The organism is Chryseobacterium sp. JK1 (genome assembly GCF_050632815.1).
Taxonomy (GTDB): domain Bacteria; phylum Bacteroidota; class Bacteroidia; order Flavobacteriales; family Weeksellaceae; genus Chryseobacterium.
Map to the genome: position 1 here is coordinate 137,851 of NZ_JBODRU010000002.1, position 23,406 is coordinate 161,256.

Below are 23,406 nucleotides of genomic sequence, written 5' to 3' on the forward strand. Positions count from 1 at the left end.
ACTTATTTATCAGACATTTATAATACCCTATAGACAGGGTACTGTCTGAATGTTTTTTGTTCAAAATAAGGAGAATGTTTATAAATCCAATCCAATTGAGCGGTCCCGTCATCCTGCAACTTTTTATCTGAAGCTTTGGCTGCTTCAAAGTCACTTTTTAGTTTGCTGTCTTTTTTAAGGAGTTCTGCTGCTGTATCTTCAAAAATATAGGCTGAATAGTACTCTTTCTGAGAGAGAATTCCGTCAAAGAAATTCCAGTTGAAAAAAGAATCTAATGCTTCAGGTTCAAGGGTTTCAATAATATATTTAACACCTGGCTGCTGGGTTGAAATAAGGTAATCTCCTGCCGAGAATTCCATGTTTTTCTTTGCTGTATCAACTGTAGTTTCATAATGCAGGTAATGTCCTTCGTAAGGATTTTTAACGGTTTTAAAGTCTTTAATCTGGTAAGATTCTACCGCTATTGTACTGTCTTTAAGAATGGGCTTCATCTGGATGTCATTTCTTTTAAGTTCTTCTATGATGCGATATTGAGCCTGCGGAATTACATAATATTGAGGAATGGTAATATATCCCGTAGGAACAGCGGTAGTAAACAGTTTTATATTCTTTGTAAAAGGTTTGTTTCTATCGTAATACAATCTGGGCTTACCGGAAACTTCACTGGGTTTATACTTTCCTTCATAGCCTTTAAAATCCATCGTAGAAAACTTCGTAGAATCTACTTTCCAACGGATTCCGTATTGTTTTCCTGCCTGATACTGCTTTAAGTTGTCAATCCTAAGCCGTTTTATTTTATGATAATCCTGATCCAGATTATGAAGATTAACCAACATATATTGATAAGTAGCGTCTACCCTTTTATCGTAAGGTTTTAACATATGCGTTTCAGGAACTGTTCCTAAAGAATTGAACAAAGATGCATATCCTGTTGAGTATCTCGGTGAGTCTTCAAAAGCAGCAAAACCCACTTCAGGAACATCCCCGTGAATATTTACATACGGTGTACTTTCATATCCCAATTTTCTCATGTCCTCCAAATTTCTGGCCTGATAATCATTATAAAAATAAGTGCCTAAAACATTCCCCAAGCGTTCTTTAAAGGTTGAAATATAGGTAAAGGTATATTGATAATCTGCTCCATTGCTGACATGGTTATCTATAAATACATCCGGTTTCAGCCATTGATAAATTTCCTGAAAACTTCTGGCATTTTTAGAATCTACCTTGATGAAGTCTCTGTTCAAATCATAATTTCTGGCATTTCCTCTGAAACCGTATTGCTCAGGACCATTTTGATTAGCTCTGGAATAAGATCCTCTGTTCAGCATTCCACTGACATTATACGCAGAAATAGCCGCAATGATGAAATTCTGCGGAGTTTTGATCTTTTTAGTCGCAAGATCTCTCATCAGCATCATGGTTGCATCTATCCCATCCGGTTCTCCGGGATGAATCCCATTATTCACAAAAAGAATGGCTTTTGTTTTTCTTAATTTTTCAAGATCTTTTTCTGGAAAGGGATTATAAACTACCACATAAATGGGTTTTCCGTTGTCATCTTCTCCTTTTTGAAGGTATTGAATCGTATTGAATTTTTTAGCCAAATCCTGATAATAGGTATTCATCTCATCATAGGTAACCGTTTGATTACCATTTCCTTTTTCAAAAGGTGTCGGAAATGATTTTTGTCCCCATAATAAGGTAGATAGCAGTGTGAGTAAGAGATATTTCAGTTTCATTGAAGTCTTTATTTAAGAGCTCAAAATTAGGTATCTTTTGGGAAAAATAGGGATATGTTGATTAAGAAAAATGGGAAATAGTGAAAAGAGAAAGTTATCTAAAAAACAAACCTCACATGTTTTGAAAACCTGTGAGGTTGGATTGATTATCGGGCTAAAAGCCATTCTATTTTGTTTGATTTTCTTAATTAATTCCTTCCTTTCTCATCTGGGTAAAGGGAAGGAAGCGGGTCGCTTTGCCAGAATTGTTTGGTATCGATATCCATAATGGATAAAGATCCGGTATAGGCGGCCCCGGTATCCATATTCCAGATATTGGCTTTATTGGCGGGTATGTTGATCCCAATATCCAATGTTGGGGTATGCCCAATGAATATCTCTTTATACAAAAGCAGTCTTTTGGGATATAGTTCTGAATTCCTATCCAGTTTTTTATCCATTGCTACGGCTGTTTCCCAGAGCGTTCTGTCCCAACGGTAGTTGCTGGAATATACTTCTCTTTCAGGTCCATGCATAGAAGCATAACCAGCATGGATAAACAACCGGTTCTGATCGTCAATATGATAGTTTTTCATCTTTTGAAAGAATTCGAGATGAATATCCAAATCTTCAAGGGAATAATCTGCATAGCTTACCACGGTATTTTTCCCTCCATTAAAAAGCCATACATCGGGTTTCTGTCCAAAAGCCATCCAGTCTTCGCACCATGCATCATGATTTCCTTTGATGAAAATACAATCCTGTTTGTTGGAAAGTTCCAGTAAGAATTCTATTATTTGTGATGACTCGCTCCATCCGTCTACATAATCCCCGAGGAAGATCAGTTGATCATTTTCTGTCACTCCTGCTCTTTCAAGAACCTGTTTCAAGGCTTTAAATCCTCCGTGGATGTCTCCAATTACCAATGTTCTGCTCATGGGTTTATTGTATATTATATCTTTTATGGTAGCTAGGACAAGATTCGGCCAATTCATAAGCTTCTCTTAATCCGCAGTCATGAATCCCAATGATAAAGCGAAAAATATCAACTATATTGGCCCCTTTATCAAATAATTCCTCTACTTTATCTTTAAGATCATCTTTTTCGGGATCAAAATTCTCTACAATTTTTTCAAATTCTTCCCGTGTCATTTTGAAATATATTTTGAATCCACAAAATCTGTGAGCCAAACCCCGTTTGCTGAACGATAGAATGATATTCCTTTTTCATGCATTTCGCCAGTTCTGATTGTCAGAATAATAGGTTTACCATGTCTCATCCCTACCTTCGTAGCGGTCTCTTTATCAGCACTTAAATGTACGTGCTGGCGGGTTCTTCTTTCAATTCCTTTTTCTAAAATAGAAGATATATTGGCTTCTGCCGTTCCGTGGTAAAGAAAATCAGGGGGCTGTAAGGCTTCGAGCGCGAGATCTATATCGATAGAATGTCCCTGGCTGGCCCTGATCATGGTTTTCTCTTCGTTGAAGGCGAATCTTTTCTTATTGTTGGTCTCTACCACCTCATCTAATTCTTCTGTAGAGAAATTCATTCTTTTTCTGGCTGATTTTTCCATCAGTTCCTGTACATCTGCCCAGCCATTTTCATCTAATTTCAGGCCAATAACTTCCGGTTGATGCCGAAGGATAAGGCTTAAAAATTTACTTATTTTTTTCTTTTCTATTTCGTTCATGGTTATGTTTTATTTGTAATACAAGATTCTGTAGGGTTAGAAAATCCTGTTTCATGTTTTCAAATATACGGGATTCATCTTCTGAAAGCCCTGCTATAATTCTTTTTTGCTGATAATGGCAATCCATAAAATTACCATCATCAGTATCTTTTTTATCTTCTAAATCCAGATATTCCGTAATAATGGCTTCATCAAGATTATACGAAAGCAGCTGCTCCGTTATATAGTTTGACCAAAAAGACTCTTCCTTATATTCCTCTTTACGAAGCTCAGCAATTTTCTTTTTGTTTTCTTCTGTTATGACATAATGATTGAGCTTTCTCCACAAAAAATCTTCTATAATTCCTTCTCCAAACTCTCCGCGATCTACCATATACTGAGGATCATAGGTTTTTAAATGCTGTATAAAGTTTTCGTTTTTATTGGGATAAATAAATATATTCCTAAAATACATTCCCTGACCGAAAAGGCCACCCAAGTTGTCAAATTTTGAAGATAGTGACTTATTCCTGATTTCGCTGATCTGGTCTTCATTCAACTCTTCATGGATCAGGAAATCAACAGCTTCTTCCACAGTATTTATTCTTGATCTCTTTTCATCATAATATTTTGCTGAAGCTTCCTGTTCTTCTTCGGTAAATTCGGAAATATTATCATCAAAATCTATTTCCTGTTCAAAATAATCGTAAGGAATGATCTCTCTGCTGTTGGTATCCAAATATATCTTTAACCTGAATTCAAAAAACTTTTTTTCTTTTTCCAATATTGTTATGATATCCTGGCCAGGTTCTTTGCTATTTTCATAAATTCCTGTGATCTTAATTTTATCATCAATCAAGGCATTTATTCTATTTAAATCCTCAATAGTATTAATAGTTAACTGACCATCATTTTGAATATTGAAACGAGACAGGTCTTCATTAGCGATCTCAAATTTAACAAGAAATTGTTGCTGCTCATCGGAGATTTCCGAAATCTTCCCGGTATAAAAGTGCAATGGAAAATGAGGGGGAAACTTTTTAAATAAATTTCCTTGAATCTCCAGCAGCTCTTTTTCTGAGAGGAGTGTATAAAGTTCTGTCAAATTTGTCAATTGTTTTGAAGTTTTTTAAATAACTTATCGCATAATTTTTCAATATCATCTTTCCTTACCAGCTCTGAAATCCATTCCTGAGGAATATTTTCTAATCCGTAATAAATTCCGGCAATTCCTCCTGTAATGGCTCCTGTAGTATCGGTATCTTCCCCCAGGTTAACGGCTTTTAAAACGGCTTCTGAATAGCTTTCTGAGTTTAAAAAACACCATAAAGAAGCTTCTAAACTGTGGAGGACGTAGCCACTAGAACCTATTTTCTCTTCTTCATATTCAAAGATATTTTTATTTAATATCCTATCAAATTTATCTATTTCACTCTGTGAGCAAATGGGATTATGGTCTAAAAAATGCTTTACGGTTTTTTTTATTTTGTGATAAGCTTCAAATTTCGTTGCTCCAATTAAAATTTCCAATAAAAATTCAAGATAAATAAAGCATGCAATCACAGAACGAATATGCCCATGTGTAATAGATGATGTTTCTTTAATTTTATCAAAACGGGCTTCAACCGGAAAATCTTTAATGTAAAATAATAAGGGCAAAATTCTCATTAAAGAACCGTTTCCATTATCAAATTCACTTGTTCCACCACACAATTGAGGAGCATATCCTTTGCTTATTTTATATATCGCTTGCCTTGTGGCTATTCCTATATCGAAAACGCGCCCGTGAGGTGTCCATATCTCTGCATTATACCATTGCAAAAATTTCAATGCTATATCCTCTGTATCATATCCATAGCACAAGCTATCTGCTAAACACAAAGTCAAGGAACTGTCATCACTCCATGTACCTGCAGGTTGATAATAAGTTCCCAGGGCACGCATTTTGGTTACAGGTGACCGTTTAAGTTGCTCCCTGCTTCTGAATTCTACAGGAACGCCTAGCGCGTCGCCAATACAAACACCGAGAATACCGGCTTTAACTTTATTTTCCATTATGCAAGATTAACGAGTTTATCGAACAGAAGCTTCATTCCTTTGGTTGCAGGTTCTTTCATCACAACAGCTCTCTGTCCATATCCGAAACCGGTTTCATTAGGGTTGATAACAATTAAAAGGCAGTTATCTTTGATCTCATGAATTAGCCCGGCAGCCGGATATACCTGTAAAGATGTTCCGATGACCACCAAAATGTCTGCTTCTTTCACGATCTCTTTTGCCGTCTGATATAAAGGAACATCTTCCCCAAACCAAACGATAAAAGGTCTCAGTTGTGCGCCATCTTCTGCCTTATCTCCCATATTGATATCTTCTTTCTGCTCATAAGTGAGTGCTTTGTTGTTACATGAGCATGATTTGAAGAGTTCACCATGGATGTGAAGGATATCAGTAGAACCTGCTCTTTCATGAAGGTCATCAATATTTTGAGTAATGATATTTACTTTGAAATGTTTTTCCAGTTCTGCCAGTAAATGGTGAGCTTCGTTGGGCTGTACTTCATGAAGCTGACGTCTTCGCTGGTTATAAAATTCCAGTACAAGAGCTCTGTCTTTTCTCCATCCCTCCGGACTTGCTACATCTGTTACGTTATGATTTTCCCAAAGACCGTCTCCATCTCTAAAAGTTTGTATTCCGCTTTCTGCGCTGATTCCTGCGCCGGTTAATATGGTTAGTTTTTTCATCGGTTTAAAATTTATCTTTCGTTCAACAATGGCTTTTTTGCCCCATTACACGAATATTTTTGTTTTTGAATTTGTAGAAGTTATTTTAAAAGTTTTTGATAAATATCTTCATTTTCATCATCAAAGCAGACAAAAATAACTTTCTTTATGGTATCTGATTTAAATTTTCTTACCTCATCTACAGCAATTTTTCCTGCCAGTTCCTTTGGAAATTTATAAATTCCTGTACTTATGTTTGGAAAAGCAATGGTTCTCAGTCCAAGATCTTCCGCCAATTGTAAAGCATTGATATAACAGGATGATAAAAGTTTTGAACATTTTTCTCCATCATTATTCCAAACAGGGCCTACTGTATGAATAACATATTGAGCAGGAAGGTTTCCTCCAGTAGTTACCACTGCTTCTCCTGTATTACATTTGCCTTGCCTGTTTCTGATTGCCCTGCATTCTTCCAATATTTTTGTTCCTCCTACTCTGTGGATAGCTCCGTCTACCCCTCCACCGCCAAGTAAAGAGGAATTGGCTGCATTTACAATGGCATCAGCGTTAATCTTTGTAATATCTCCTTTTACTAGTTCAATAATCATAAAATGGGCTTTTTTTCCAGTTTTCTACCTTTTTTGTCCAAGCAGGAAGTGTGCTTTCATCACTGTATAAAATACTTACTCCTCCTGCCATAGCGCAGGTTGTGTCTCTGTCCCCTAATACAGAAACGGTATTCCAAAGACATTCATCAAAGTTGGTTCTACATCTTGATAACATCCAGATGACAAGCGGTACGGTATCTTGTGCTGTCATTTGGATGCCATTTCCAAGTGTTCTTATCAATAATTCAGTACTTGGGTTTCCGTTGAGATAAAGGGCTTTATTCAGCTTGCTTTTCATATCAGAATCATTCAATTCATTTTGAATTTTTTGAATAAAACCTTGTTGATCAAGCTTTATGATTCCCAATATTTCCTGAATGGCAAAGGCTGCTCCAAGAGCAATTGCTTTTGTACCTTCTATTGCTTCTTTATTGGCATGAGTTACCACACAGGATCGTTCTGCTTCATTTTTAAGTTTTTCAAGATCATCATAAAAATATGCTCCAATGACTGAAGCTCTCATTGCTCCGCCATTTCCCATGGACCCCTGTCCTTCAAATTTTGCATAAGAAACATCTTTCCAGCTCTCACCATCATTCAATGCTCTGAAGTACTGATGCATGGAAGGCCCATAGCCTCTTCTGATATCCCGGTAATAATTATTTGTAAACTCTTCTGCCAGGTCATCCTGCTTGATTTCGCCCCATTTTTCCAACGACCTGAAAACAGCAATTGACATAATGGTATCATCGGTAAAATCCAAAGAACTTTCAGGAAGAATTCTTTGATGAATATGAGTCTTCATCAAACTTTCTTCTCCAAAAAAGCTCTCTCCAAATGCATCTCCCAGGGAAAGCCCAAATAATGACTGTTCTGCAAGCAAGAGTTTGTCTGGTTTCATGTTAATCTTAATTTTCTGTTTAGATCTTCATCATCGAATAATAAAGGGTGTTCCTCCGGTATCCAAAGATTATCCAGATCATCGTTCATTACAAACTGATGCTGCTCTTTTACAAAGTCTGAAATATCTTCTATTAACAGAATATCTTCTTTAGCAAACCGTTTCGTAAATTCTCCTCTGAGACCAATCTGAATTGCTCTTCTTTCTATTTTATTTCCAAACGGATCATGATCCGGATCCCATTGTAATCTGACAGATGATTCTTTGATCTGATCCTGCCATTCTTCTCTGGTTATTCCCGATTTATCTGTATAGGATGAATACACGCTGTTTTTCAGATAGTTTTTGAAGGCATCCATCTTTATGTGAATGGCTAAAACACATTCCTACGCTTCTTTTGTACCCCATCCATTTCGAAACATCATCCAGAGAAAATTAGGTTTTATCCATGTCATTCTTTCCAGACTGAAACCACCTCCAAAGAACTGATGTTTAACGGCAAATTCTCCTATCTGCTTTTTATAGGACTGATAGACAACGATTTTTTCGTTATCATATTGAGCCATAATATGATGCCCTATTTGAGGCCAGGTCTGTATTTGCTCTTTATATTTTTTTATATTCAGTTTCATTGTATTTCTTCAAATGGCTTCACCATTTCTTCTTTTTTGGTAAGAATTGCGAAGACCACTCTTTTAAATTTATTTTTATACTTCCCTTTGAGATATTTTCTGAATAATTCAGCAATTTCTTTAGGGTCATTTTTAAAAACTCCGCAGCCCCAGGCTCCTAAAATCAACGTTTCATTTCCCTGGTTTAAGGCCAGGGCCAGCATTTTATCGGTTCTGATCTCCATTGCTCCAAAAATTTCATGAGCTCTTTCCGGTTCCTGGCGTTTTACGACACCAGCATTTACTGCCGGAGAGGTGATGAAATTACACAAAACAGGTTTAGGCAGCAATTCTCCTTTATCTTTTCTGAAGACAGGAACTTTCGGGCTGTAGATCATCGTATCGGTATAAAAACAGGATTCCATAGCTCTGTGGATGGTATAATATTCCCAACCCTGGAGTAAGCTTTCATGTAACCCGGAGGTTCTCGCCAAGCTTTCTTCCTGAGCTTCTGCACCATTGATAAAACCACCTCCCGGATTTTTTGCAGAGGCAAAATTTAGACACATGATCTTTTCCGGGTTTTCTTCTTCTGACAATTTTAATATGGCTTTTAGTGAGCTACATCTCCAGACTTCAAACTGAGTTTCAAAATTATTGTCTGGAAGAGGTTGATCTGCAAGCTCGGAAAGTTCTTCCGGTGAAAACAAAATGGTTCCTTTTATACTGGTTTCCAGTTCATTTTCAATATTTATTTTTTTGTTGTTTTCGTTTATATAATATTTTTTGGCAAGGATGTCTAAAGTATCTTTTGCCATTCCTTTATTGGTCATCGTTAGTTTTTTTATATTTAATAATAGTTTTTCTACCTCATCATTTGCAGGATTTTTGAAGCCTTTTCCTATAAAAACTTTAATGACTTCAATATTTCCAACAATTGCGTCATTAAATGTTTCCATTTCTTCTGAGGGAATCCACAACTCGTTATGATTTTTTGCGCCGACATTTTGTGCCGGATATTTATTTATTTCACTATCCAACACTTCAAACCTGGTTACAAAACCAAGATAATTTCCTGCTTCATCTCTTGTATTCCACTTTTCTGCGATTTCTGAGGCATAATCTTCATTTAAAACAGGATAGAAAATAGGTTGCCATTCTAATCTTGGTGGGAATCTTTTGAAATTGCTTTCTATAATTAAAAGCATTTCTTTTTCTCCAACAGGTCTGTATAAAGTGTTTGTTTTCATCTTATGTTTTATTTTTTAATGCAAAGTCCACAAAGTTTTTTTACACATTATTCTGTTCGTTTTTAAGTCCGCAAAGGCGTTTCACTTAACTAAGCTCACAAAGAATTTTCAATGTTTCAAATTTTGAGCAATTATTTATTCAAAATCATAAACATATACTTCTACACTATTTTTCAGCAATGTTCTTTCAATAATAGACTGTATTTCTTCCCATCTTCCTCCCGCCAAACCACATCCAATTCTTGGCATATGAACACTTGCACTTAATTTTAACGCTTCGTCTGTTAATTTTTCCAGACATTTTTCAACGGCTTCATAACGAATGGGCGGAATTCCTTTTGAACTGGAAATGGTTTTATGCTGACCAATCATATTGCAAACCCAAATATCATTTTCAACCTGAACTGTTTGATTTTCTCCAAGTATAAAGTTTTCACCATTTTGAAACCATTTTCTGTATTCATTTTCAGGTTTCTTCCATCGGTTTGATACTGCTATAACAAATCCTTTTCCCCAACCTCCAATATCGTTACAGATATGCGTAATGATCTTATTTCCTTCCACTTGCGGGTTTGTAGCGTCTGCTTTTAAATATTTTATAGTTTTCATGGTTATTTGATTTTTTATATTCTTACATTTATTTTTAACGCAAAGTCCGCAAAGCTTTTATTTTTATTGCTGATTATTTTTAAAGTTCGCAAAGACGCTCTGCTCAGCAAAGATCTCAATTCTTTTAAAATCTTTTGAATAAGGTGAATAAGATCCAAAAACTGTATCGAATTTCATCTTAACATCTTCAATTTTAAATGTTTCTTCCCATTGATCCAGACAGGTTACCACCAGGTTTTTCTTTGTGGCTAAAACATAGGCACTATCTAACTTTAAGGCATAATTCAATAGGTCATAATCTAATGTTCCCAGTCGAAGTTCTTTTTGATACTCATTAAAAGTACAGGTTTCTTCTTCATTATTTCTCAGATTCAGCACTTTTTCATTGCTCATCCATCCGTTTCCGTGGCGGGTAGCATAGGCTCTGGTTACGTAGTACATTTCAATCTCTTCAATTTTTAAAAATTTGCAGACTTCATAGGCATTTTTGGAAGTGGTACTGGCATAGGTCACATGGGGAAATACTCCATGATCCATATCCAGAAGAATGCCCTGGCTGCCTTCAAAAATAAGGTGATTGAAGGAATTCAGGTAGGTATAGTCTTCTATTTTCCAGTTTATGTTATCAATTGCCTTCAAAAAAGCGTGCAGATCTTCACTGGCCTGTTCTTCTGTAAAACCGTAATAATAGGCGATGTTTCTCAGCTTCTCCATCAGCATTTCTCTGGACGCAATCAGATCTATGGCAAATAGTTTATAAGGACTTTCGTTTCGCTTCATGGTTGCTCCCACTCCTTTTCCGCACGTTCCGTGTTCCAGATTTCTGGTGTTGGTTCTGTTTTGCCAGACGTCAAACGGAGTGGTTACTTTGGCAAGCGGATGAATGTGAAGCTCAATATTTCCCTGTTTTGCTTTTAATTCTTCTTGTTCATTGAATAAAAATGTAGGATGAATGGTACAATGCTCAGTAAAATAAGAAGGTAATCCACGAATAGCTCCACTGGCAAAGCTGGAATGAACGTGTTTTTGATCATCAATCATCACCGTATGCGCGGCCTGCTGACCTCCAGAAAATCTTATAACTATTGCATCCGGGTTTTGAGAAGCCAGAAAATCGGTAGTGATTCCTTTTCCTTCATCTCCAAAACCCAATCCTATTACAATTTGCGCCTTTTTCATCATTTAAAGCATTTGAATGTCTACTCCTTCATTTCCTAATGTTCCGAAGGTCTTATTTTTAAATTGATTACAAACGATGTTTTTAATAACGTTCGGAATGTCTCTGTGATCTTCTATTGATATGCAGTTCTGTCCCAAAATCTCCTTCCATCCTGCATCTGCTCTTAGTGCCTGATCTGAATGTAAAACACTGATATGGTATACTTCGTATTTTTTCTTCGCTTCTTCCAACAGTTCTGTATAGGTATAAGTTTGTTGGCCTTTTCCCATAATTTCTCTGATGGCAGAAGCTGGAAGTGTTTTTAAACACGGTTCGTCTCCCACGGTAAACAGGAGCCCTTTTTGTTTTCTTTTTTCAAAGGCATCTGTTCTTGTATGAAAAGCGGCAAAATACCATGCTAAAAGATAGCTTTCCCCTGCATTTCCCCCTCCGCCGGATTCAATATAAGTACGGGTAAGCCACATATCCAGTTCTTCGTCTCCGGATTCAAATTGCCCTACCTGTAGCGGATAGCCGTCGCATTCATGATCGCCAATCCCCAAGAAGAGCAATGCCGGATCTGGAACTCCGCCCTGAATGATTCCTCCCATCAGTTTTGGTAATCCTTCTTTGATCAGTTCGTGTGGAATATGTCCCATACTTCCTGTAACATCCAATCCTAAAATAATAGGTATTGAATTGGGATGAACTTCCGAATCTCTGGATTCTCTGAAAGAAATTCCGTTAGGATTCATAGATTCGTGTGCTTTTCTTTTGGCATTCTGAGTGAAAATCTCAGCTGCAGATTTTGTTCTGTATCCTTCTTTAGTTGCTTTGCTGTAACGAGCGTCTATATCGTATCTTGTACTTCCCATTGTTAAATTTTTTTTCCAAATAAATATTCAAATCTTTTTCTGGTGATTTCAAGCTGAATATTCAAATTTCTGATTGTTAGTGATAATTCCATGTCTTTCTGAACAAATGCTTCGGGATTGAAATCCGCAAAGGTTAAGCTGTTCCTGTCTAAAGGGCTGATGTCAATAAGTCCATCCTGCTCCCGTTCCAGTCTTTTGATTTTTAATTCAAGATCTTCAACGCGCCTTCTGTAAATCAATTCAGAATCTGCGCCTATTGTTCTGGCCCGGTCTTCTCTGATCTGATCATTATTTCTCTGTAATGATTCGATAAACCTTGGTTGTAATTCATCTTCCATAATGTATTATATTTTTTTTGTGTTTTTATTACGCAAAAACAAAATGACATAATTTTACACTCCGTTTTTCCCAAAAGAAAACATTTTTTATATTCTTCCCGCTTATGAATTTGTGAGTGAATACATTACATCTGTCCTTAGAACATATTTCAGTCCGCTGATGAGTGTTTTTCCTTCATGTCTTAAAGGATGATAAAAGACTAATGCGGTTCCTTTTTTAGGGGCTACAGTAAATAGGTTTTCAAATTCGGTTTCTCCGCCTTCAAAATCATCATTCAGATAAATCAGGAAAGTGTAGAAGCTTTTTTCATTTTCATTCCGGATGTAGCTACCGTCTCTGTGCATTTTAAATTGTTGTCCGGGAGCATATTTATACACTCTGAACATTTCATTAAAACCCCTAAGCCTATACGCTTCATGTTCCTTTGGAAGAAATGCTGCCGCTTTTTCAAAAAGTTCTTCAGCCATATTACTGTCGAAGATCATCAGCCTATCGTTATTTCTAATGCCTTTATTCATCAGCTGTCGTCCAAAGGCATTGATTTTTGCTTCTTCAAAAACTTTTTCCTGTGACAAACTGATGTATTGATCACACTCAGTATCAGTCAGAAAACTCTCAATCAGAAATATTTGTGGATGCAGTTCTGTCTTTTCCATGATGAATATTTTGTGTTTGGTGATTGTGTTTTTACCTTCTTAATTCGTCTCTTACTTCCATTAAGGCAAATCCCAAAAGATTTTCTCCCTGCCATAATAGTGGATTTTCTGCTCTACGGTCTGTTTCCAGCATTCCAATTCCCCATATTTTATCATAAGGACTCGCTTCTACAAGTATTTTCTCTCCGGTAGACAAAAGAAAATCTTTAAACTTCTGATTTTGAGAAAATTTCAAAATATTTCCTTTTTTTACGATCTCATATTTATGCTCTTCCCAAAGCTGAGGATCAAAGTTTTTCACTTTTCTTCCCAGACTTTTGACTTGGTTTGGGCTTGGTGACTGTAAAATTTTTTCCAACATTTCAACATCATTAAAGAGTTTTGCTTTACCGGCCATCATATAATGCTCCGCCGTTCTGTACATAATGCCCTCCTCTTCAAATTTTCCCGGATACCATTGACTAAAGCATGATTTTGTAACCTCATCTTTTGTAGTATGTCCCCAGAAAAAAAGAAACTTTATTTTTTCTTTCTTCTGAGATCTTTCTATACTATTTTGGATGGTGTATTTCATTATTGCGTTATTTTTACACAAATTTAAAAGAATATCATTTAATCAACCAAATTTATTTGTGTTAATTTTACACTAATAAATATAACCGATTGATTTTCAATGCTATTTTTTTTCCAAACACGAGGGGCACAAATTCTTAACACAAAGGACACAAATTTGATAGGTTTCGGGTAAATACGATGGAACGGGTAATAAAAAAAACGGACTAAGGCCCGTTTCTATTGAATATATCTTTAATTTATTATTTAAATAATTTTCTTTTCCCCGTATATATTAGTGATTATTTGTTCAAAATATTTGTGAAATTAGTGCTTAAAGATCTTATTTAATTTCGAAATAAAACCCTTGCTCTTCCAGCTCTTTATATTTTTCCTGGTTGAAGGTAAAAAGCTTACCTGGTCTTCCGCTACCTTCTTTTTTAACGTTGTTGGTTTCGTTAAGTAAACCGTAGCTCATGATTTTTTTACGGAAATTTCTTCGGTCTATTTCCTGGCCTACAATGGTTTTATATAAATTTTCAAGGTCTGAAAAGGGAAATTCTTCATTGAGAAGATTGAAGCCGATCGGCTGATACTGTATTTTGGTACGGAGTCTTTTTAAAGCAATATCTATAATGTTTTTATGGTCAAATGCCACCTTTGGAAGGTTGTTGACACTGAACCATTGGGCATCATCCGCATCGGAATCTGCAAAAAGCTCATGATAGGAAGGGTTCACAAGCCCTAAATAAGCAATAGAAACCACTCTATTCCTTGGATCTCTACCCACATTACCAAATGTATAGAGTTGCTCCAAAAAATCGGGTTTTATGCCTGCTTCTTCATGCAATTCTCTTCTTACGGCATCATCGAGGTTTTCATCGTCAAGAACCAGGCCTCCGGGAAGTGCCCAGCCTCCTTTAAAAGGTTCTATATTTCTTTTGATTAAAAGGATCTGAAGATCTTTTTTGTCAAAATACCCGAAAATAACGGCGTCTACCGCCACTTTTATATCTTGTAATTTTTTTGGAGACTCCATAAATTTATTTGCGTTACGAATACGCAAAGTTACAATTTATGATGTAATAAAAAATAATTTGAGGTATAATAAAAGTTCATATCTTTAATTTACCATTATAAACACCTTAAAATTAAAACATTATGAAAAATTTACTTTCAATTCTATCTGTAGCTGTACTCTTGACAGCTTGTGAAAAAGGAAAAACAACCGCTGCGAATGGTTCTGACAAGTCAGATTCTACTGCAGCGAATTCTGAGTGGAAGCCTGTAGATTCTGCAGCGGCCATGAAAGCCTGGACGGAGTACTCAACTCCCGGAGAAATGCACAAAATGTTGGCAAAATCTGATGGAACCTGGACGGGAGAAACCACCATGTGGATGGAAAACGGAGCAAAACCTATGATGAGTAAATCTGAAGCGACCAACAAAATGATTTATAACGGGCGCTATCAAATCAGTAATCACAAAGGAAACTTTATGGGAATGCCTTTTGAAGGGATGAGTATTGTGGGATATGACAATTCAAAGAAGAAGTTTATAAGTACCTGGATTGATAATATGGGAACCGGAATGATGCACGGAGAGGGTGATTGGAATGCATCCACAAAATCTGTGGAATTTAAAGGAAAAATGACTGATCCTTCAAGACCTGGAAAGGATTGCGATTTCAGAGAGGTTTTTACTTTTATTGATGACAATAACCAAAAGCTGGAAATGTACGGCCCGGATGCTAAGACCGGAAAAGAATATAAAACCATGGAAATAAAATTTACCCGTAAGAAATAAAATAAAAAACGCTTCCTTAGAAGCGTTTTTTATTTTAATTTGTTTCAGTCCACAAAGTACTTGGAGTACTGTAGTTATTGTTGTAGTATCCAACGTTGTATTCCTGAGAGATCCAATTTCCTGTTCTTGAGTTAAAGATATATACCTTACGATCAAATCTGTCTGTAAATGAAAAGTTCCCGTTAGAAGAAGACACATCTGGAGTACTCAAATTATTGTTATAATACGTAACGCTAAACTGTTGTGACTTCCACTCCATTGTTTTGGTATTGTAAACATATACTTTACGGTCATATTTATCTACAAATGAAAAGTTACTTCCTGAAGCTGTTGCAGTAGGCATCGTATTGTTGTTGGCGTACCCTACATTATACTCCTGCGATGACCATGTTCCGATTGTGTAATTAAAAACATAGGCTTTATGATCAAATTTATCAATAAACAGCGTGCTTCCATTGGATAATGAAAATAATGAAGGAATGTTATTGTTGTTGGTATAGGTAGCGCTATAAGGCTGCGTGGACCAGCTCCCTGATCTGGAACTAAAAATATGGACTTTACCATCATATCCATCTATAAATATGATATTGCCATTTTTTGCAGTAATATCAGGTACAATATTGTTATTGGTATAGGTAGCACTGAACGCCTTTGAGGACCATACTCCCGTTTTAGAGCTTAGTACATAGACTTTACCTTCATATTTGTCTACATAAAAGTAATTGGTGCTTTTGCTTTCGTTAATATCATCCCCGATAGCAGAGCTGGGAGAAGAGATATCAACTTTAGAAGCTGTCATGGCATAGGGAACACTCATTAGCTGATTGGTTCCTACATTAGTATAACTTGTTCCACCCGCAGGATCTATTTCTACTTTAATGAATTTGGCATTCGCACCCCAGTTAATTCCGGAAAACGCTCCTGAAACAGGTGTACCCTGTCCTATATTTAGATTGATTAATCCTTTTGAATTTGTGGCTTTAGAATGTGTTTCGGTATACAGGTTAGTTCCTGTAACTGATTCATTTAAAATACTGATTCTTACAGATACATTTCCGTTTGATACAGGATTTCCGGAAGCATTAAAAGCAATAGCCTGATAGCTGAATCCCTGGGGAACCTGAGCAAAGACTAAAGCGGTTGTAACTGCCAATAGTAGAGTATATAGTTTTTTCATGGTAATTGTTTATTTCTTAATAATTTTTATTGGTTTTATATCTGAGTTTTTAAAGGTAAGGAGGTACACTCCGCTAATCAGAGAAGAGAGATCAATACGGTCACTATTAATCTCTTTCTGCATCACCAACTTTCCAGACAGGTCGTATACAGAAACTTCCCGTGGTTTTTCTTTTGAGGAAATCTGAAGGGTAATATAGTCTGCTGTAGGGTTGGGATAAACACTCACTTTATCTTGCTTTGAAGTAATTTCGCTTACTCCCAAAACATTTAAAACAGTTTGATAAAGCATTCCAAGTGTACCGGAATTTTGCTGATCAGGATTATCAGGTATCACATAAATTTCACCTACGGTATGCATAAGATTTTCATTGGATACTCCTCCGGAATTGATTCCTCCCATCAGGCTTTGGGAGTAAATTGAGACAGAGACAAGAAGCCCTGCCATCAAGTAGAGTTTTTTCATGGAAATTAATTTTAAAGCAAATATAACATAAGGAAATATTGCTGTTCTAAATATATAATATTATGTTAAGTGACAATAATAAACAGGGAATATTAATATAAAAGCCGGAAAATTTCCGGCTTTTATTATTTGTAAATAATTAGTTCTTAATCGTTTAGCTTTAATACAGCCATAAATGCTGATTGTGGTACTTCCACACGCCCGATCTGCTTCATCTTCTTCTTACCTTCCTTCTGCTTTTCCAATAGTTTACGTTTTCTGGAAATATCTCCTCCGTAACATTTTGCAGTAACGTCTTTTCTTAATGCCTTGATGGTTTCTCTGGCAATAACTTTCGTTCCTAATGCTGCCTGAACTGCAATATCAAACTGCTGTCTCGGGATCAGCTCACGAAGTTTTTCACACATTCTCTTACCGATATAGTAAGCGTTGCTGTCGTGGATCAAAGATGAAAGGGCATCTACCATATCACCATTGATCAGGATATCCATTTTTACAAGCTTGGAAGCTCTGAATCCTATTGGGTGGTAATCGAAAGACGCATATCCTTTCGAGATAGATTTTAATCTGTCATAGAAGTCAAAAACAACCTCAGCAAGTGGCATATTGAAAATCAATTCAACTCTTTCTGATGTTAAATAACTCTGGTTAACGATTTCTCCTCTTTTCTCAATACATAAAGTCATTACAGCTCCTACGAAATCAGATTTTGTAATGATAGAAGCCTTAATGAAAGGTTCTTCTACTCTATCCATTGTTGAAGGATCCATCATTTCGGATGGGTTGTTGATCAAAATCGGAACCTCCGGTTCTTTTTTAGTATATCCAAAATAAGAAACGTTTGGTACCGTTGTAATAACGTTCATATTAAACTCTCTGTCAAGACGTTCCTGAACAATTTCCATGTGAAGCATTCCTAAGAATCCGCAACGGAAACCAAAACCAAGTGCTGCAGAACTTTCCGGTTCGAAAACCAAAGAAGCATCATTCAGTCTTAATTTTTCAAGAGAGAACCTTAACTCCTCAAAATCCTCAGAATCAATGGGATAAATACCAGCAAATACCATTGGCTTCACTTCCTCAAATCCATCAATAGGTCCATCAGCCGGCTTTTCAAAAGAAGTAATGGTATCTCCTACTTTTACCTCACGGGCATCTTTAATCCCGGAAACCAGATAACCAACATCTCCACACTGGATTGTTTTCTTGGGAACCTGCTTCAATTTTAAAGTTCCTACCTCATCCGCTCCATATTCTTTTCCGGTAGCAAAGAACTTAATTTTTTCATTTTTCGTAATACTTCCGTTCACTACTTTGAAATAAGCCTCAATACCTCTAAACGGGTTATATACAGAGTCAAAGATCAAAGCCTGAAGCGGACCATCGGGATTTCCTACCGGAGCAGGAATTCTTTCTACGATTTGTTCTAAAAGGTGGTGAACCCCTTCTCCTGTTTTACCTGAAACTCTTAATACATCTTCATATTCGCAACCGATCAGATTCATAATCTCATCTGTTACTTCTTCAGGGTTTGCAGAAGGAAGGTCAATTTTATTCAAAATAGGAATGATCGTCAAATCATTTTCCAATGCCAGATACAGGTTACTGATGGTCTGTGCCTGAATACTCTGTGCGGCATCTACAATAAGAAGTGCTCCTTCACAAGCTGCAATAGAACGGGAAACCTCATAAGAAAAGTCAACGTGTCCCGGGGTATCGATAAGGTTTAAAATATATTTTTCGCCTTTATACTCATAATCCATTTGAATAGCATGAGATTTAATGGTAATCCCACGTTCTTTCTCCAAATCCATATCATCAAGCGTCTGAGACTGTAGTTCTCTTTGGGTAACAGTGTTTGTATACTCCAAAAGACGGTCTGCCAGGGTACTTTTACCGTGGTCGATATGAGCGATTATGCAAAAATTTCGTATGTTTTTCATTTAAGAATCTTGTAATTTGCAAAGATAAAAAAAAGAGAGAGATTATTGTCTTTCATTATCTTATTGTATTAATTTATTTAAATTTCTTCAGAAATATCCCGATTATAATCTTGAAATTCTCTGCTACCGGAATACTTTTTTTAGTTTTCAAAAATATAAGCCCCCGTTAAAGAATCCAGATAGACATTTGATTCTAAAGTAGATTTAAACCCAACTCCATTCATGGCACCGGCATTGGCATTGGATGAAGCGTCAATGGCTGCTCCGATAAGTGCTCCTACCAAACCTCCGGCTACAGCACCTATAAATACTCCTCCGGTTTTGGACTCTACAAAAAGGTTGGTTCTGGAAGAATAAATATAGAATCCTTTATCATTTTTATGTATTTCTTCGAAACCCACAGGGGTAAGTTTATAGGCTTTTCCATTTTCTACATAACAGTACATTTCGGATAATGAGGTTTCCATTCCATTATGGATAAGATCCACCACTTTTCCTTTCTTATTCTTTTTCAAAAAATAGTCCAGATTGGGTTCCTGACTTCGAAATCTCTGAAAATTGGTATACACTCCATCTTTAAGAACGGAAGTACTAAATGCACTGTAATCTTTATTCAGATATTCGTTATATCTGCCAATTTCATTCTCAGGAATAAAGTAATTTGCCACAATATAAGGGTAATAAGACGCTTTGATAAATTCTGCCATAAGATCAGAAATTTTTCCGGCCAGGAAAATTGAAGGATGAACGGTGATCTTCGGATTCGTAACAATCACATTGTCATATCGCCCAATAAAGTAATATCTGCCGTTTCTTTTTATAAAGCTAGACATCTTAACTCTGGCCTTTATATAAGGAAATGGACGGTTGGAATCCTGTTCTTCATACACTTTAAGGTCTTCCAGCATCAGGACAATATCATTATTTCCTCTCACCTTGTTATCTTCAGTAAACCATTTCTCAAAAAGTCCCTTTACATCATCACTCGCAAATTTAAGCGTTACGGAATCTTTTTTATCAGGTATTGTTCCTATAGCTTTATCAGATCTGTTATCGATAAAGGTAAGTGATTTTGTAAGTCCTTTTCTGTCTTTGATGTTCTCTTTAAGCTCGATTATTTCTGTCTTTTGAGCCGACCATAAGACCGACAGCAATAGAAAGAAAAATAATTTTTTCATGAATTAATTTTTGGCAAAAATATAAATTTACAACAACATCAAACGGCTCTCACAAAAAGATCTGTGAGAGCCGTTCAACATTAAAAAAATAAACTATTATGGGGTCTGCTTAGGTCCCGTTGCATTATTGTTTCCGTGAGGTTTTCTTTCATTCATTTTATCTCTCATCATTCCTTCAGACTGAAACAGCTTCAGAACTTTTTGGCAGGGAATTACCTGTTGCATTTTATCTGCGTATCTTTTTCTGTTATCCAACAATTTCTGTCCTACTTCAAAACTTTGCTGTAGTTTGGCTTTGGCTTCGTCATCGGTTAAAGTCTCGGGGTCAAACCCCGGATCAAACTGGCTTTTTATCTGTTTCTGGCTTTCCAGATATTCGTTATAAAGCTGAGTAAATTCTGCTTTATCCCCTGGATCCACATTCAGATTATCCATGATCATATTATTTCTGAATTTCTTCAAAAGATCTTTTCTTTCTTCCGGGGAAAGATTGTTGATGACTTCTTTCCTTTGTTTAGGGTCCATCTTCTTCCAGTCATAATCTGACCTCTGGGCATTTAAGCCGAAACCATAAATAATCAAAAACGTTAATAATATCTTTTTCATCTTCTTAATTGTATAAATCCAAATAAACGTCCTGAGTCGAATTACTTGCTAATTCCGCAATTTCAGAATTAGAAAACGAGTCCAGATAGTCATTCATTCTGGTATCTTCTTTTTTTGTTGCAGTTTTTACCGCTTTGGGTACTTCTGCTGTTTTACCATTTCCATTGTCGCTTTTAGAAGCGTAGGTAGTATTATTTTTTTGATTTTCAACTGTTTGATTATTATTTTCAACAGAAGTTAAATCATCTTTCAATGTTTCATACGCAAGTTGACTTTCTGTTTTGGGCTCACCTTTATTAATGGCGTAGGCCTGTTTATCATTCAGTCTCTTTTCGACGGAATCGTTATCGGAATTGAAAACATAAGTTGCTCCAAAGACCAAAGCCAGCGATGCAGCAGCTGCATACATCCAGTTCATCTTAAAGACAGGCGCTTGTTTGCTTGTCTTTATATCATTCATAACGCTCTCCTGAATATTTTCAAACAAATTATCAGGCACTGTGTAAATGTTTTTACGCTCTAGTTTTTCTATGTCGAACTCTTTCATCTCGGTTTTGTCAAAAATTATCTTTCGTAATTTTCTTTAATATAATCTTCTATTTTCTGTTTGGCATAATGATAATTGGTTTTCAGTGTTCCTACAGACATATCTACAATTTTGGATATCTCTTCGTAAGGTAAATCATCATAATACCGCATCATAAATACAAGTTTCTGCTTTTCGGGCAGGCTTTGTATAGCGTTCTGTAATAAGATCTGTATTTCTTCGGCATCACCTTCTGTATTATCGGCAACGAGATTCTGCATATGATACTCAGGATCTTCATCGGTTTTCTTCATTTTGTTCATTTTGTTCACCTGCTGTAGAGCTTCGTTGGTAGCAATTCTGTACAGCCAGGTATACAACTGACTATCATTTTTGAACTGATGAAAATTCTGGTAAGCTTTAATAAAAGTTTCCTGCAAAGTATCCTGTGCAAGATCTCCGTCCACAATAATTCTTCTTATGTGCCAGTACAATCTGCTTTGATAGGCATCCATCAAGGCCCGGACACCTTTATCCTGGGTCCGTGGATTTTGCATCAACGAAATAATCTCCGCGTCCTTAATCTTCATAAGATGCCTTTCACTGTTTTGGATTACAAAAATAACTGAAAGTTAAATTAATTATTCAATTTTCAGATAAATATTTAAAATAATATGAGACACTTACGCAATAAACGTGCCTATACTGAACTTCCGGCTTTCTATTCTTATGTTACTTTCCCGGCTCAGCTTAAAATCTTATATTTGTTAGATGCAAATTGTAATTATCGGTTCCGGAAATGTAGCCTATCATATGGCAAAAGCTTTCACACAGAAAGGCATTTCCCTGGCCCAGATTTTTGGAAGGAACGAACGGGAATTGAGTAAAATTTCTGAAGAATTAAAAGTACCCTACTCTACCCGTCACTTGGAAGATGCAGATCTTTACATCATCTGTGTAAGTGACAACTCTGTGGAGGAAGTTTCAAAGATTATCGCTAAAAAAAACGTTTTGGTTGCCCATACTTCCGGATCACTTCCAAAAGAAGTTCTTGCCGGAGATTACAGAAAAGCCAGCTTCTACCCTTTGCAAACATTTTCCAGATCCAAAGAACTGGAGTATGAAAAAATACCGTTCTTCATTGAAACAGAAAACGAAGAAGACAAAAAAACGCTTTTTAAACTGGCTTCTGCTATTTCAGAAAATGTAATGGAAAGCAGCCATGAAAAAAGAAAATACATTCATCTTACAGCAGTTTTTGCCTGTAACTTTGTGAACCATCTTTTTTCAAGGGCTAAAGAAATTTCGGATTCTCAGGAAATTCCATTTGATTATTTTCTGCCATTAATTGATGAAACGGTTAAAAAAATCTATGAAATTGAACCTAAAGCTGCCCAAACCGGACCAGCCGTAAGAAACGATCTAAGAATATTACAGTTGCACGAGCAGTTATTAAAAGACGAAAGTCTTGAAATTTATAAAACAATGAATCACTCTATTCAGGAAATGTATGAGTTATAAAGAGAAATTAAAAGATATTAAAGCGTTTGTATTTGATGTAGACGGAGTTTTCACTGACGGAAGTGTTTATCTTCTTCCAGGAGGAAATATGTGCAGAGTAATGAACGTACTGGATGGTTATGCTGTAGTTAAAGCATTAAAAAACAATTATTTGATTGGAGTAATTACCGGTGGAAATGATGAAATGGTAAAACACAGAATCAATTATCTGGGAATTCAGGATTATTATCCAAAATCACACAACAAAATAGAGGATTTTGAAGACTTTAAGAAAAAATACAACCTTAAAAATGAAGAGATCCTGACCATGGGTGACGATCTTCCGGATATCCGTATCATGGAAAGTTCTGCCATTGCTGCCTGCCCTGAAAATGCGGTTCCTGAAGTAAAAGGGATTGCTGATTATATTTCGCCTAAAAAAGGAGGAACCGGAGCAGTACGTGACGTTATTGAGCAAGTGATGAAAGTGCAGGGAAACTGGCATGAAGATAATACCCAATCTGTATAAATTCT

27 protein-coding genes and 1 pseudogene are annotated in these 23,406 nt (G+C 36.2%); 3 read left to right on the forward strand and 25 right to left on the reverse strand.

The window, feature by feature from the left end; genetic code table 11:
- Positions 1–17: 17 nt before the first annotated feature.
- The 18 genes and pseudogenes from ACQ76T_RS13575 to ACQ76T_RS13660 form a co-directional block, all read right to left on the reverse strand.
- Complete coding sequence (locus tag ACQ76T_RS13575; RefSeq protein WP_431343844.1) at positions 18–1,742, reverse strand: hypothetical protein; 1,725 nt, start codon at positions 1,740–1,742, stop codon at positions 18–20.
- Positions 1,743–1,930: 188 nt separating this feature from the next.
- On the reverse strand, positions 1,931–2,659 hold the full coding sequence (locus ACQ76T_RS13580; protein WP_431343845.1) for a metallophosphoesterase family protein: 729 nt from the start codon (positions 2,657–2,659) through the stop codon (positions 1,931–1,933).
- 4 nt (positions 2,660–2,663) lie between these two features.
- The gene (locus ACQ76T_RS13585; protein WP_431343846.1) at positions 2,664–2,873 is read right to left on the reverse strand and encodes a hypothetical protein; all 210 of its coding nucleotides are present in this window, start codon (positions 2,871–2,873) and stop codon (positions 2,664–2,666) included.
- On the reverse strand, positions 2,870–3,412 hold the full coding sequence (locus ACQ76T_RS13590; protein WP_431343847.1) for an RNA 2'-phosphotransferase: 543 nt from the start codon (positions 3,410–3,412) through the stop codon (positions 2,870–2,872). The genes ACQ76T_RS13585 and ACQ76T_RS13590 overlap by 4 nt, the downstream gene beginning before the upstream one ends.
- Entirely contained in the window at positions 3,381–4,505 is a 1,125-nt protein-coding gene (locus ACQ76T_RS13595; protein WP_431343848.1) for a hypothetical protein, read from the reverse strand. Before ACQ76T_RS13595 ends, ACQ76T_RS13590 begins: the two co-directional genes overlap by 32 nt.
- Positions 4,502–5,446 (reverse strand): ADP-ribosylglycohydrolase family protein, encoded by a 945-nt coding sequence (locus tag ACQ76T_RS13600; protein WP_431343849.1) that lies wholly within the window; start codon positions 5,444–5,446, stop codon positions 4,502–4,504. Before ACQ76T_RS13600 ends, ACQ76T_RS13595 begins: the two co-directional genes overlap by 4 nt.
- Positions 5,446–6,132: an SIR2 family NAD-dependent protein deacylase gene (locus ACQ76T_RS13605; protein ID WP_431343850.1), complete on the reverse strand. Its 687-nt coding sequence runs from the start codon at positions 6,130–6,132 to the stop codon at positions 5,446–5,448. The genes ACQ76T_RS13600 and ACQ76T_RS13605 overlap by 1 nt, the downstream gene beginning before the upstream one ends.
- 80 nt (positions 6,133–6,212) lie before the next feature.
- On the reverse strand, positions 6,213–6,719 hold the full coding sequence (locus tag ACQ76T_RS13610) for an O-acetyl-ADP-ribose deacetylase (protein WP_431343851.1): 507 nt from the start codon (positions 6,717–6,719) through the stop codon (positions 6,213–6,215).
- Positions 6,709–7,620: an ADP-ribosylglycohydrolase family protein gene (locus tag ACQ76T_RS13615; RefSeq protein ID WP_431343852.1), complete on the reverse strand. Its 912-nt coding sequence runs from the start codon at positions 7,618–7,620 to the stop codon at positions 6,709–6,711. Before ACQ76T_RS13615 ends, ACQ76T_RS13610 begins: the two co-directional genes overlap by 11 nt.
- Positions 7,617–8,252: pseudogene (locus ACQ76T_RS13620) on the reverse strand (DUF4291 domain-containing protein). The gene ACQ76T_RS13615 and the pseudogene ACQ76T_RS13620 overlap by 4 nt, the downstream one beginning before the upstream one ends.
- Complete coding sequence (locus ACQ76T_RS13625; protein ID WP_431343853.1) at positions 8,249–9,481, reverse strand: TIGR02452 family protein; 1,233 nt, start codon at positions 9,479–9,481, stop codon at positions 8,249–8,251. Before ACQ76T_RS13625 ends, ACQ76T_RS13620 begins: the two are co-directional and overlap by 4 nt.
- A 135-nt stretch (positions 9,482–9,616) precedes the next feature.
- Positions 9,617–10,090, reverse strand: coding sequence for an Appr-1-p processing protein (locus tag ACQ76T_RS13630; protein WP_431343854.1), 474 nt, complete (start codon positions 10,088–10,090; stop codon positions 9,617–9,619).
- A gap of 63 nt (positions 10,091–10,153) precedes the next feature.
- On the reverse strand, positions 10,154–11,272 hold the full coding sequence (locus ACQ76T_RS13635; protein ID WP_431343855.1) for an adenylosuccinate synthetase: 1,119 nt from the start codon (positions 11,270–11,272) through the stop codon (positions 10,154–10,156).
- Complete coding sequence (locus ACQ76T_RS13640) at positions 11,273–12,124, reverse strand: hypothetical protein (RefSeq protein ID WP_431343856.1); 852 nt, start codon at positions 12,122–12,124, stop codon at positions 11,273–11,275.
- Between the two features lie 2 nt (positions 12,125–12,126).
- Positions 12,127–12,462 (reverse strand): hypothetical protein, encoded by a 336-nt coding sequence (locus tag ACQ76T_RS13645; protein ID WP_431343857.1) that lies wholly within the window; start codon positions 12,460–12,462, stop codon positions 12,127–12,129.
- A 102-nt stretch (positions 12,463–12,564) separates the two neighbouring features.
- A complete protein-coding gene (locus ACQ76T_RS13650) occupies positions 12,565–13,119 on the reverse strand; it encodes a prolyl hydroxylase family protein (protein WP_431343858.1) in 555 nt (184 codons plus the stop codon).
- A 31-nt stretch (positions 13,120–13,150) separates the two neighbouring features.
- Positions 13,151–13,693: an NADAR family protein gene (locus ACQ76T_RS13655; RefSeq protein WP_431343859.1), complete on the reverse strand. Its 543-nt coding sequence runs from the start codon at positions 13,691–13,693 to the stop codon at positions 13,151–13,153.
- Between the two features lie 321 nt (positions 13,694–14,014).
- Positions 14,015–14,710: an NrtR DNA-binding winged helix domain-containing protein gene (locus ACQ76T_RS13660; RefSeq protein WP_431343860.1), complete on the reverse strand. Its 696-nt coding sequence runs from the start codon at positions 14,708–14,710 to the stop codon at positions 14,015–14,017.
- A 122-nt stretch (positions 14,711–14,832) separates the two neighbouring features.
- On the opposite strand from ACQ76T_RS13660, the gene ACQ76T_RS13665 reads away from it, so the two are divergent.
- Positions 14,833–15,477, forward strand: a complete 645-nt coding sequence (locus tag ACQ76T_RS13665; protein ID WP_431343861.1) for a DUF1579 domain-containing protein — start codon at positions 14,833–14,835, stop codon at positions 15,475–15,477.
- A gap of 34 nt (positions 15,478–15,511) precedes the next feature.
- Here ACQ76T_RS13665 and ACQ76T_RS13670 read toward each other — a convergent pair whose 3' ends face one another.
- The 7 genes from ACQ76T_RS13670 to ACQ76T_RS13700 all read right to left on the reverse strand — a co-directional run bounded on the left by ACQ76T_RS13670 (position 15,512) and on the right by ACQ76T_RS13700 (position 21,962).
- Entirely contained in the window at positions 15,512–16,654 is a 1,143-nt protein-coding gene (locus tag ACQ76T_RS13670; RefSeq protein WP_431343862.1) for a hypothetical protein, read from the reverse strand.
- A gap of 9 nt (positions 16,655–16,663) precedes the next feature.
- Complete coding sequence (locus ACQ76T_RS13675) at positions 16,664–17,119, reverse strand: T9SS type A sorting domain-containing protein (protein WP_431343863.1); 456 nt, start codon at positions 17,117–17,119, stop codon at positions 16,664–16,666.
- A 146-nt stretch (positions 17,120–17,265) separates the two neighbouring features.
- The gene (gene lepA, locus ACQ76T_RS13680) at positions 17,266–19,062 is read right to left on the reverse strand and encodes a translation elongation factor 4 (RefSeq protein WP_068941220.1); all 1,797 of its coding nucleotides are present in this window, start codon (positions 19,060–19,062) and stop codon (positions 17,266–17,268) included.
- Between the two features lie 140 nt (positions 19,063–19,202).
- Positions 19,203–20,240 (reverse strand): hypothetical protein, encoded by a 1,038-nt coding sequence (locus ACQ76T_RS13685; RefSeq protein WP_431343864.1) that lies wholly within the window; start codon positions 20,238–20,240, stop codon positions 19,203–19,205.
- A gap of 96 nt (positions 20,241–20,336) precedes the next feature.
- Entirely contained in the window at positions 20,337–20,846 is a 510-nt protein-coding gene (locus ACQ76T_RS13690; protein WP_431343865.1) for a hypothetical protein, read from the reverse strand.
- Positions 20,847–20,850: 4 nt separating this feature from the next.
- A complete protein-coding gene (locus ACQ76T_RS13695) occupies positions 20,851–21,393 on the reverse strand; it encodes a hypothetical protein (protein WP_431343866.1) in 543 nt (180 codons plus the stop codon).
- Between the two features lie 17 nt (positions 21,394–21,410).
- Positions 21,411–21,962 carry an RNA polymerase sigma factor gene (locus ACQ76T_RS13700; protein ID WP_431343867.1) on the reverse strand — a complete coding sequence of 184 codons (552 nt, stop codon included), beginning with the start codon at positions 21,960–21,962 and terminating at the stop codon, positions 21,411–21,413.
- 181 nt (positions 21,963–22,143) lie between these two features.
- Here ACQ76T_RS13700 and ACQ76T_RS13705 point away from each other — a divergent pair, with 181 nt between their 5' ends.
- On the forward strand, positions 22,144–22,893 hold the full coding sequence (locus ACQ76T_RS13705) for a Rossmann-like and DUF2520 domain-containing protein (protein WP_431343868.1): 750 nt from the start codon (positions 22,144–22,146) through the stop codon (positions 22,891–22,893).
- A complete protein-coding gene (locus ACQ76T_RS13710) occupies positions 22,883–23,401 on the forward strand; it encodes a KdsC family phosphatase (protein ID WP_431343869.1) in 519 nt (172 codons plus the stop codon). Before ACQ76T_RS13705 ends, ACQ76T_RS13710 begins: the two co-directional genes overlap by 11 nt.
- Positions 23,402–23,406: the final 5 nt, after the last annotated feature.

Coding starts and splice junctions, on each gene's coding strand:
- ACQ76T_RS13625 (WP_431343853.1), bottom strand. CDS start 9,481: ATGAAAACAAACACTTTATACAGACCTGTTGGAGAAAAAGAAATGCTT.
- ACQ76T_RS13660 (WP_431343860.1), bottom strand. CDS start 14,710: ATGGAGTCTCCAAAAAAATTACAAGATATAAAAGTGGCGGTAGACGCC.
- ACQ76T_RS13655 (WP_431343859.1), bottom strand. CDS start 13,693: ATGAAATACACCATCCAAAATAGTATAGAAAGATCTCAGAAGAAAGAA.
- ACQ76T_RS13590 (WP_431343847.1), bottom strand. CDS start 3,412: ATGAACGAAATAGAAAAGAAAAAAATAAGTAAATTTTTAAGCCTTATC.
- ACQ76T_RS13605 (WP_431343850.1), bottom strand. CDS start 6,132: ATGAAAAAACTAACCATATTAACCGGCGCAGGAATCAGCGCAGAAAGC.
- ACQ76T_RS13675 (WP_431343863.1), bottom strand. CDS start 17,119: ATGAAAAAACTCTACTTGATGGCAGGGCTTCTTGTCTCTGTCTCAATT.
- lepA (WP_068941220.1), bottom strand. CDS start 19,062: ATGAAAAACATACGAAATTTTTGCATAATCGCTCATATCGACCACGGT.
- ACQ76T_RS13650 (WP_431343858.1), bottom strand. CDS start 13,119: ATGGAAAAGACAGAACTGCATCCACAAATATTTCTGATTGAGAGTTTT.
- ACQ76T_RS13645 (WP_431343857.1), bottom strand. CDS start 12,462: ATGGAAGATGAATTACAACCAAGGTTTATCGAATCATTACAGAGAAAT.
- ACQ76T_RS13615 (WP_431343852.1), bottom strand. CDS start 7,620: ATGAAACCAGACAAACTCTTGCTTGCAGAACAGTCATTATTTGGGCTT.
- ACQ76T_RS13690 (WP_431343865.1), bottom strand. CDS start 20,846: ATGAAAAAGATATTATTAACGTTTTTGATTATTTATGGTTTCGGCTTA.
- ACQ76T_RS13575 (WP_431343844.1), bottom strand. CDS start 1,742: ATGAAACTGAAATATCTCTTACTCACACTGCTATCTACCTTATTATGG.
- ACQ76T_RS13640 (WP_431343856.1), bottom strand. CDS start 12,124: ATGGGAAGTACAAGATACGATATAGACGCTCGTTACAGCAAAGCAACT.
- ACQ76T_RS13685 (WP_431343864.1), bottom strand. CDS start 20,240: ATGAAAAAATTATTTTTCTTTCTATTGCTGTCGGTCTTATGGTCGGCT.
- ACQ76T_RS13600 (WP_431343849.1), bottom strand. CDS start 5,446: ATGGAAAATAAAGTTAAAGCCGGTATTCTCGGTGTTTGTATTGGCGAC.
- ACQ76T_RS13580 (WP_431343845.1), bottom strand. CDS start 2,659: ATGAGCAGAACATTGGTAATTGGAGACATCCACGGAGGATTTAAAGCC.
- ACQ76T_RS13665 (WP_431343861.1), top strand. CDS start 14,833: ATGAAAAATTTACTTTCAATTCTATCTGTAGCTGTACTCTTGACAGCT.
- ACQ76T_RS13670 (WP_431343862.1), bottom strand. CDS start 16,654: ATGAAAAAACTATATACTCTACTATTGGCAGTTACAACCGCTTTAGTC.
- ACQ76T_RS13585 (WP_431343846.1), bottom strand. CDS start 2,873: ATGACACGGGAAGAATTTGAAAAAATTGTAGAGAATTTTGATCCCGAA.
- ACQ76T_RS13630 (WP_431343854.1), bottom strand. CDS start 10,090: ATGAAAACTATAAAATATTTAAAAGCAGACGCTACAAACCCGCAAGTG.
- ACQ76T_RS13610 (WP_431343851.1), bottom strand. CDS start 6,719: ATGATTATTGAACTAGTAAAAGGAGATATTACAAAGATTAACGCTGAT.
- ACQ76T_RS13700 (WP_431343867.1), bottom strand. CDS start 21,962: ATGAAGATTAAGGACGCGGAGATTATTTCGTTGATGCAAAATCCACGG.
- ACQ76T_RS13695 (WP_431343866.1), bottom strand. CDS start 21,393: ATGAAAGAGTTCGACATAGAAAAACTAGAGCGTAAAAACATTTACACA.
- ACQ76T_RS13635 (WP_431343855.1), bottom strand. CDS start 11,272: ATGATGAAAAAGGCGCAAATTGTAATAGGATTGGGTTTTGGAGATGAA.
- ACQ76T_RS13710 (WP_431343869.1), top strand. CDS start 22,883: ATGAGTTATAAAGAGAAATTAAAAGATATTAAAGCGTTTGTATTTGAT.
- ACQ76T_RS13705 (WP_431343868.1), top strand. CDS start 22,144: ATGCAAATTGTAATTATCGGTTCCGGAAATGTAGCCTATCATATGGCA.